The sequence below is a fragment of the Paenibacillus foliorum genome (genome assembly GCF_013141765.1).
Taxonomy (GTDB): Bacteria; Bacillota; Bacilli; order Paenibacillales; family NBRC-103111; genus Paenibacillus_S; species Paenibacillus_S foliorum.
Genome location: NZ_WHOD01000055.1, coordinates 335,603 through 344,190 on the forward strand (window position 1 = coordinate 335,603; position 8,588 = coordinate 344,190).

The window sequence follows — 8,588 nt, forward strand, 5'->3', positions numbered from 1 at the left end:
ATGTTCGCCTTGTACAGAAACTTAGAAATCAAGTTGTGACTGTCCAATGACACATATGCTCAATAAGGAAATACATGTATAATTATGTCATCCTTAATAAATTTTTGAATGAGGTCTGAACTAATGATAATTTATAAAAGCGATGAAACACCATCATTGAAGGAAGTCATAGCACTATACAACAAAGCTGCTTTAAGACGACCTAACGACGAGAGACGAATGGAATTGATGTTAAAAAATGCAAATATTAAAGTATCCGCTTGGCAGAACGGGAAGTTAGTGGGTTTCCTGAGAGCATTCACAGACTTTTGCTTTGATTGTTACATTAACGACATTGCTGTTGACCCTGAGTACCAGGGAATGGGAATCGGCAAAGGACTAGTAGAGTATTTAAAAACACAGTTGGAAAAGGATACATTGATGTTCCTTATAACCGCCCCTGAATCTAAAAGTTTTTATGAAAAAATCGGATTTAATAATTTCAAAGATATCGAAGATACATGGCACCAAGTTATTAAATAACCCGTTACATATTTAAGCTAAACGGAGAACTATAGCTTAATAAAAAGACGCATGGATTAGCGGTCGCTTTGTGCTAAACAGTCAGAATAATTTAATTAAAAACAAAAGAACTATGGTAAAATCAAGGTATTAAAAAGACAACTATCTATCGATTGTATCCAAGCATCTTCGATACCTGAAGCAGTAACATATAAGCCCCTTCGAACCTGCTGTAGGCGGTTCGGATGGCTTCCAGAACTAAAACATTGTTGGCAACTATATATTCTGGTATCAAATAATCAGCTTCAGAGTTCCACATCCATTCATTGAAGGAGGGAGGAAATGGCACAGAAGACTAAGAAAAAAAAGTCTATACTGCAGGAGATAAGAGCCACTATTCATTCACTAACTAAACCCAAACGCAGTTCCAAAAAAGCAAATCCACGAAAGGCATCAACAGCTAAAAAATTAAAACGCAATACTGAAAGCACTCTGGAATTCCAAGAGAAGCTAGAACAGAAAATAACTAAAAAAATGTCTGATGAAATGCAAAAGATGAAGCAACAAGTCCAACTAGAACTCTTGGAAAAACTGAAAAACCAAAAAACTATGCTAAATAATGATAATAAAGGTTCTGTGAAGGAAAAGAAGAAAGAGGTAACCGTTAGAAATAGAGTAAACGTTAAAAGTAAGATCTTGACTAATTCGGAAAAGAGAAGATATATACCACAAACAGATTGCACTTTCCTAAAACTTTTAATTTTATCTGATAGTGTAAAAGGTGATGTTGTTGTAGGGTATGAAGTACTGGATAATAGCACTCAAGAAGTTTGGGGAATTGGCATTCATGAGGGGGTCAAGCTGGGAAGGTCTAGAGTGATATTGAACACAAAGGTAAAAAGCCGTACAGTTGAGTCTAAGCGTCAATATTATCTGGCCAACGATTCGGATGATACTTTGTACTTCTCAGAGAAATATAAAAAAACAGTATTGTTGAATGGCAAAGTTACAAGTGCGAATTACACAGATAGACTTGCCGAAGCAATACATCAAGCTTATATGGCAGGATATAAGAGTAATAGTAAAACTCCTAAGTTGCGGATGTCGTAAACAATTGAGATATTCACAACCAGGTAACGAGAGCTCAATAATATCATCAGGACGAGGCTGCCGGCATGAAATCGGCAGCCTCGCTGAGCTAATAGGCAGTTTAGTGTAGAAAAGAGGGCCACGTGAACTTGAAAAGTACAGAATTCTTCCTAATTATGGTAATATAAGATTGACATCTCGAATACAGCTAATTAGACCTTATTAAAGAAACTCTATTTGATTCCGAAATTTATCACCATAATCGAGGAGGGGAATATGAAACTACAGGTCGAAGGTGTTTCTGAATTAGTATTAGAGGTTCAATCAATGGAAAGAGCAGTAAGCTTCTGGTCTAAGAAATTGGGATTTCCCATTGTAGATCAATGGGGTTATAACAATGGACAATTTGATACGAGCGGTACAGGAAGTATTTGGGCTACTTGGTTATACATCGGCGGAAATACCAGGCTTGGATTATGGCTTCCAAGAAACTTTTCTGAAGAACAACAAAAAATAAAACATACCTCAGTTAGTCAGTGGAGGAATGGATTGTATGATGAAGGTGGTATCCATGTTCATTTTGCATTATATATCAAACCAGAATTATTTGAAGATACCATTTCTATACTGAAATCAATGGATATTGACTTTTTAGCATTTTCAAAAGAAAACCCAGAACCAAGTAATTTATATTTCAAAGATACAGAAGGTAATATTGTTGAACTTTATACAAAGAACATGAAAAAAGTATATGGAGATTGTCATAATACTTGAACTGACGCGCCACTGCCCGTACGGAGACTGTGGAAACGAAGAACCCCAAGAAATCTAAATTGGATGCTGCAAGTGATGTCAAGGTACGTTCGGATCTTATACTTGCGAATGCTATTTTGCCATCCCATGTCCAAACTGACAACCGTTTCAGGTTAACCAATAAAATCGGATAGGATGCGGTGGATTTATAATTGAAATTGCCGTTTGTTCACCAAAGGGTTATACCCATACTTGGGGTAAAAAAGTACCACCAAACAAAGTTAGTGCACACGATTTGCATCCAGAAAACAGGTTACGTTAAACAGATAAAGGTGTGTGGTTTAGGTATGACATAGTGACTTTGTTTTGACCGGAATTTATAGTATGCTAAACCAAAAGGGAGGAGTGGAATTTATGGTTAAACAACTGATCGTCGGCGACGCAACGCATGAACTGGCCACTACGCGTCGTATTCTGGAACGCTTGCCCGAGGAGCATATGTCGTGGAAGCCGCACGAGAAATCGATGACGCTCGGAGGGCTGGCCACGCACCTGGTCAACCTGCTGAACTGGCAAATCGCGATTTTTCAGTATTCGGAGTTCGATCTTTCGACCGTGCCGCTGCGGCGGGAGCCTTTGGAAAAACGCGCTGACGTTCTGGAGGAGTTCGACGCGAACGTCGGTAAGTTTGAAAAGCTTCTCGCCGAATGCGACGAGAAAACGCTCGGTGAGGAATGGACGCTGCGCCACGGCAACCATATCATCCTCCGCGAGCCGCGGGCGATCGCGCTCCGCACCTTCGGATTAAGCCACATGGTCCACCACCGGGCGCAGCTCGGAGTATACTTGCGGCTTCTCGATATTCCGGTGCCGGGCATATACGGTCCCTCGGCCGACGAGGAAGCCTAATGAACTAAGTTTCTCGATTCGATACGCGTCAAGCAGTCGCAGGGCACCGGCATGACCGTCGGTACTCTGCGACTGTTCTTATTGTCGTCGAAAAGATGCTCGCAATGTAGAAATACCAAGGTGCGAGCTTGGAGCCCGATAGAATTAGCTTCTTGTTGTACGTTATCTGGTCGAGTTGCAGTGACGGCCACTTGCTGTATTTAATCGTTCTGAAATACCCTTAAGCGTCAAACACTCCCCACCTTCGTTCCCTGGAATAGCTAAGAAATAAGGAATACATCTGCCAGGGTAGCTGCTCCTTTTTTTATTAAACTAAAGGGTAGTTTAACGCAATACACCCGCGTATAAGTTGTGATAAAATATTTCCAGTACTATACAAATCAAAGATAAAGAGGTGCAACGAACGGTAGCCTTTGTTTATTTGTTATTCTTTTGTCATTGACATATTAGTTTGTGATTATTGAAATAGATCCGTGTTTATCTGAATATAAGTATGGCAGGTGTTATTAATATTAGCGATGATTATGGAATAAATTAGATTGGATTACCACTTATAAGTGACAAGTTAGGTATTGATAACAGGAACGAGTTTATACAAGGAGGTTAGGAATAAACCCTTTTATCACGGCTATTGATGTCACTTAATTTCAGATGTAGTTTGGTTGGATTCAAGGAAATTTTTTATAGGGAGGTTAACAATCATAAAACGGGTCTTGATGAAATTACCCATGGTTTATAAATTTAGAATCCTTCAGCTTCAAATAAAGAGAACTATTCATAATTTTTTCACAAAGTTTGCGAATGAAAAAGTAGTTGAAACATTTCCTTATGCAATAAAACGACATCAATCTCTGCTAAGAAGAAAATTAGGATCTTCTGATCCTGTGTTACAAGAGAACAAAATTACAAATTTAAGTATTGCCCTAAAATCCATTGATGGAATTGTATTAAACCCAGGTGAAACATTTTCCTTTTGGCATTTAATTGGGAGGCCTAAAGCAAGCAAAGGTTATATTAACGGATTGTTGTTATCTCAAGGTGAAGTGAAAACAGGGATAGGGGGAGGTTTATGTCAATTAGCTAATTTACTTTTTTGGCTAGCCTTACATACACCTTTAGAAATTAAAGAAAGACATCATCATAGTTTTGACCCATTTCCAGATGAGAAAAGAGTCTTACCTTTTGGAAGCGGTGCAAGTGTATTTTTTAATTATATTGATTTACGTTTTTTTAATCCCACCAATCATAAGTTTCATTTTCATGTATGGTTAACAGACCAACATTTAAAAGGAATAGTATATTGTGATAACGAGTTACCATATTCATACCATTTGGAAGAAAGAAACCATCAATTTCATCATATTGAAGGCAAGAACTATAGAGAAAACGAGATATGGAGAAGAGTCATTGATAAACGAACTGGGGATGTCGTTCAGGAAAAATTAATGATTCACAATTACTCAGAGGTAAAATATGAAGTGTTTTGTTAGTAATCATTGTAAAGCATTACGTCAGTGGAAAATCGCCACATAAATGTCAGATTAAGAGTTGCCACTCACGTTCCTTTAGCGAAGGAACGTTTTTTTCTGTGTCAAGAGTCGTGATAGTCCAAATTTTAATATAGACAATGCTGCAACCGAATAAAGTAAAAATAATTGCAAATAGGTCAAAAGTACACATTATCGAACTATAGTTCACGATCTATAATAAATGTAACCCAAGTTGATCAACTATCGGTATCAGTAATTTTGGAAGGGAGACAAAAGCCGGAAGATGATCTAGATCGAATTGTGACAGCTCCTTGGTTCGGATATTCTGAAAGCGTTTTAACAGTAGTGTTATCAGCGTAAAAGCCGTTCAAGCCTTTGTCGTGTACGAATAAAGTTTTTATTTAATAGGGCTAGGTTCCGTGAAGGGGGGACCGGCGGTTGGTTCAAAAAAAAGCGCTCACTTCAAAAAAATATAGGGTTCATCGAAAGGGGAGGATTTTTCATGATTCAATACGAACAGTGGTTTCACAAAAACATTAAGGTGAGTACTGCAGTCAGTTTGATTGCAGCGCTGCTTACTGCCTGCGGCGGTGACAAGATAGACGGGGGGACGGCGGCGAAAACTGGAATCAAGGAAAAACCTGCGGAAATCAGCATTTTCACCGAATTTAACACGTCAGAGGCACCAAGTGGTGATAATCCGGTGTTAAAGGAATTTGAGAAACGCACGAACACGAAGTTGACGATTACATGGGTATCACCGAATAATTACGTGGAAAAGCAGAATACCGTGCTGGCCTCGGGGGATATACCGGATCTGATGAAAGTCAGTGATTTAATCAACCCGCTTATGCGTCAGATGGTCGATCAGGGGGCATTTTGGGATTTGACGCCTTTTCTGAAGGATTATCCGCATTTGATGGAGTATCCGAAGGAAGTATGGGAGAAAACGAAAATCAACGGAAAAAATTACATCATCCCGTCGGTACGTCCGCTTGAAGGCGGAAACGCACTACCATCCATCCGTAAGGATTGGTTGGACAAGCTGAATTTGAAAATGCCGGAAACTTTGAATGAATTGTACGAGGTACTAAAGGCCTTTACACTCAATGACCCGGATGGAGACGGTAAGCCCAACACGATTGGCTATACGATGAATGATTATAGTTTTGTGCAAAATGTGCTGAATGAAAGCAACGGCAAATGGAAGTTGCAGGATGGCAAGATGATCAACACCGAACTCGAACCGGGTACACACGACGCATTGATCTGGTTGAACAGGCTGTACAAGGAAAAGCTGATACCCGAAGATTTCGCCGCAATGAAGAGTTCGCAAACGGAGGATATGGCAAAGGGAGGGAATGCAGGATTGCATATAGATACGGTAGAAGGCATCTGGCGTTCGACGGCCGTCTTGGTAAAAACGAACCCGAAAGCAGATTTCCTTCCTTTCTCCTATTTAAAGGGCCCGTCTGGCAATGTCTCTTTCCAATCTTCGGGTTTCTCCGGGCTTTTCCTAATTCCGAAAAAGGTTCCCGAGGACAAAGTGAAAAAAATTCTCGCGCTGATGGATTACGGAGCGACGGAGGAAGGATTTATGTTGGCCTGCTATGGGGTCGAGGGTGTGCACTATAGGGTTGAGGACGGATTTAAAATAACAACTGAACAGGCGTTGAAGGACAGCGTAGCTCAAAGCTCTTTTGGGAAAATTTTCGAGCGGTATGACAAATATTTGTGGGCTTACCGGACGGGAATGCCTAAAGACGTATTTGAACGCAACAAAAAAATTATCGACGAGCGCTTAAAGGTGAGCATTGCGGATCCTTCGATTGGCCTTGTGTCGGAAACGAATCAAAAGCTCGGAGCCGATTATACGAAAAAAATTAGCGATTTGAAAGTAAAAGTGATCATGGGCAGAGAACCAATTGAAGCCTGGGATAACTTTGTGAAAGTGTTGAAGGCGGATGCCAACTATATGAAGATTATTCAGGAATATAACAAAGCCTATCAGGACCGTGTTAAAGCGAGCGGCAAGTAGAATAGGGAGGAGACAACAATTGTGAAACAGCAAGCATGCAAACTTGAAAAAGAAATCACGAAAAAAGTAAGTCTTGATTACCTGCTGTATTTGCCAGCCGGTTACGAAGAAACGAACCGCGAATGGCCGCTCATTCTGTTCCTGCATGGACGCGGTGAGCGAGGCACCGATGTGAACCGTCTACAACAATACGGACTCCCGAAGCTCGTCGAGGAACAGGAGGGTTTTCCATTTATCGTGGTATCGCCGCAATGTCCAGCATACACGACATGGGGTTTAGAAAACGATGCTTTACTAGCACTGCTTGATGATGTGTCTGCGCGATACGCGGTTGATAGAGGGCGGATTTATTTGACGGGAATTAGCATGGGTGGCTTCGGAACGTGGAATTTGGCAACGGAAGACCCGGATAGATTCGCAGCAATCGCCCCGATTTGTTCCACAGGACCAACGGAAAAAGTCCATATGCTCAAGGATGTTCCGGTATGGGTGTTTCATGGTTCAAAAGATACGACTGTCCCCGTTCATCATGCAGAAGAGATGGTTGAGAAGCTCAAAGCATGCGGGGGCAATCCTCGTCTGACGATTTATCCGGAAGCTGACCATGCTGCTTTGACGCCCGTTTTCTACAATATGGAGATTTACGACTGGTTCCTGCAATACAGCAGGAATAATCCACCCATCAGGTAATTGGATGGCACTGAAAGCAGACTTGAGATCATAAAAGAGGCCTTACATAAAAAAAGCGGTAATCTTGGGTTGTAAAGACCCGAATTACCGTTTTTTTATTGCACCGAAATTTCCTTTTTTAATCTGTTCCTCCGCTTCAACCTCGATTTCTGTAATTAATTTCCTCAGGTGTGTTAGGAATCATACTCCAATACAGCCTTCTTTCTGCCGTCTAGTAAATATTGCCAAAGAAGGAGTCGCTCGAATCGCTAAGAACAACCTGATATGTTCTAAATAAAATTGCAATATAATAATTTTTAAAAAATATGGAAGGTATTTCCGATTCTATGAAGAACTGTTTAGATCAACGATTACTTCCTCAGTAATCAATACTGGAGGATGCAACGATGGCCATTATAGAGCAGACGATATTCAATTCATTTGGAAACAAAATTATTGCTAAGGATAAAGAGATTCATATTGTCGGCAAAATGGATGAACCACTTATTTTAATATTGGACAATGTACTTAGTTACACAGAATGTGACGCGTTGATTGAATTAGCTAACAACAGAATGCAGCGAGCTAAAATCGGCAAATCTCACGTTGTAAGCGATATTAGAACAAGCCGAAACATGTTTTTTGAGGAAAGCGAAAATGAATTGATTCAAAAAATTGAGACAAGAGTTTCTGAACTGATGAATATACCGATTTCACATGCTGAACCGCTGCAAATTTTACATTATAAAGCTGGGGAACAGTATCAGCCTCATTTCGACTATTTTAATTCCGGAAATGTTCAAAACAATCGCATCAGCACACTGGTGATGTATTTAAATGACGTGGAAAAAGGTGGCGAAACGTATTTCCCTTCGCTTCGTTTTGCAGTAACACCGAAAAAAGGCAGTGCCGTCTATTTTGAATATTTTTATAACGATGATAGCTTAAATGAACTAACATTACATGCAGGAAATCCCGTCGCAATCGGGGAAAAGTGGGTAGCCACCCAGTGGATGAGAAGACAAAGACATCGCAACATTTAAAAGTACGAAATTCAAATTCATCAGTCATCCTGGATATTTGATTCAACCAACGGAGAAAGAGAGTGGAGGAGTTGCTTTAAGCAGCTCCTTTTTTTC

Annotated in this window: 8 protein-coding genes; all 8 read left to right on the top strand. The window is 40.2% G+C overall.

The genetic code is table 11. From position 1 onward, the window contains the following. Nucleotides 1–123: 123 nt before the first annotated feature. The 8 genes from GC093_RS14795 to GC093_RS14830 all read left to right on the top strand — a co-directional run bounded on the left by GC093_RS14795 (nt 124) and on the right by GC093_RS14830 (nt 8,492). Complete coding sequence (locus GC093_RS14795; RefSeq protein ID WP_171652633.1) at nt 124–522, top strand: GNAT family N-acetyltransferase; 399 nt, start codon at nt 124–126, stop codon at nt 520–522. 321 nt (nt 523–843) lie between these two features. Continuing rightward, nucleotides 844–1,611, top strand: a complete 768-nt coding sequence (locus GC093_RS14800) for a hypothetical protein (RefSeq protein ID WP_171652634.1) — start codon at nt 844–846, stop codon at nt 1,609–1,611. A gap of 255 nt (nt 1,612–1,866) precedes the next feature. After that, the gene (locus GC093_RS14805) at nt 1,867–2,364 is read left to right on the top strand and encodes a VOC family protein (protein WP_171652635.1); all 498 of its coding nucleotides are present in this window, start codon (nt 1,867–1,869) and stop codon (nt 2,362–2,364) included. A gap of 393 nt (nt 2,365–2,757) precedes the next feature. Beyond that, on the top strand, nt 2,758–3,252 hold the full coding sequence (locus GC093_RS14810; RefSeq protein ID WP_171652636.1) for a DinB family protein: 495 nt from the start codon (nt 2,758–2,760) through the stop codon (nt 3,250–3,252). A gap of 716 nt (nt 3,253–3,968) precedes the next feature. Next, nucleotides 3,969–4,742 (top strand): VanW family protein, encoded by a 774-nt coding sequence (locus GC093_RS14815; protein ID WP_171652637.1) that lies wholly within the window; start codon nt 3,969–3,971, stop codon nt 4,740–4,742. 502 nt (nt 4,743–5,244) lie between these two features. After that, complete coding sequence (locus GC093_RS14820; protein WP_171652638.1) at nt 5,245–6,780, top strand: extracellular solute-binding protein; 1,536 nt, start codon at nt 5,245–5,247, stop codon at nt 6,778–6,780. Nucleotides 6,781–6,801: 21 nt separating this feature from the next. Then, a complete protein-coding gene (locus tag GC093_RS14825) occupies nt 6,802–7,470 on the top strand; it encodes a carboxylesterase family protein (RefSeq protein ID WP_171652639.1) in 669 nt (222 codons plus the stop codon). 386 nt (nt 7,471–7,856) lie between these two features. Continuing rightward, nucleotides 7,857–8,492, top strand: coding sequence for a 2OG-Fe(II) oxygenase (locus GC093_RS14830; protein ID WP_171652640.1), 636 nt, complete (start codon nt 7,857–7,859; stop codon nt 8,490–8,492). Nucleotides 8,493–8,588 lie beyond the last annotated feature (96 nt).